The organism is Escherichia sp. 94.0001, assembly GCF_013369155.2.
Lineage (GTDB): Bacteria > Pseudomonadota > Gammaproteobacteria > Enterobacterales > Enterobacteriaceae > Escherichia > Escherichia coli_F.
The window spans coordinates 1-522 of record NZ_JABWMS020000232.1 but is presented as its reverse complement, the minus strand read 5'-3'; the positions used below and the strand labels follow the sequence as shown (position 1 = coordinate 522).

The following is a 522-nucleotide window of genomic DNA, read 5'->3' as shown; positions in this document are numbered from 1 at the left end:
AAGGTAACCGTAGGGGAACCTGCGGTTGGATCACCTCCTTACCTTAAAGAACTGTTCTTTGCAGTGCTCACACAGATTGTCTGATGAAAATGAGCAGTAAAACCTCTACAGGCTTGTAGCTCAGGTGGTTAGAGCGCACCCCTGATAAGGGTGAGGTCGGTGGTTCAAGTCCACTCAGGCCTACCAAATTTGCACCGCAAATTTGAAGAGGTTTTAACTACATGTTATGGGGCTATAGCTCAGCTGGGAGAGCGCCTGCTTTGCACGCAGGAGGTCTGCGGTTCGATCCCGCATAGCTCCACCATCTCTGTAGTGATTAAATAAAAAATACTTCAGAGTGTACCTGCAAAGGTTCACTGCGAAGTTTTGCTCTTTAAAAATCTGGATCAAGCTGAAAATTGAAACACTGAACAACGAAAGTTGTTCGTGAGTCTCTCAAATTTTCGCAACACGATGATGAATCGCAAGAAACATCTTCGGGTTGTGAGGTTAAGCGACTAAGCGTACACGGTGGATGCCCTG

At 46.4% G+C, this 522-nt stretch carries 2 tRNA genes; both read left to right on the top strand.

From position 1 onward, the window contains the following. Positions 1–109 precede the first annotated feature (109 nt). Positions 110–186: transfer RNA gene (locus HEN33_RS25435), tRNA-Ile, on the top strand. A 42-nt stretch (positions 187–228) separates the two neighbouring features. Further along, positions 229–304, top strand: a tRNA-Ala gene (locus HEN33_RS25430). Positions 305–522: the final 218 nt, after the last annotated feature.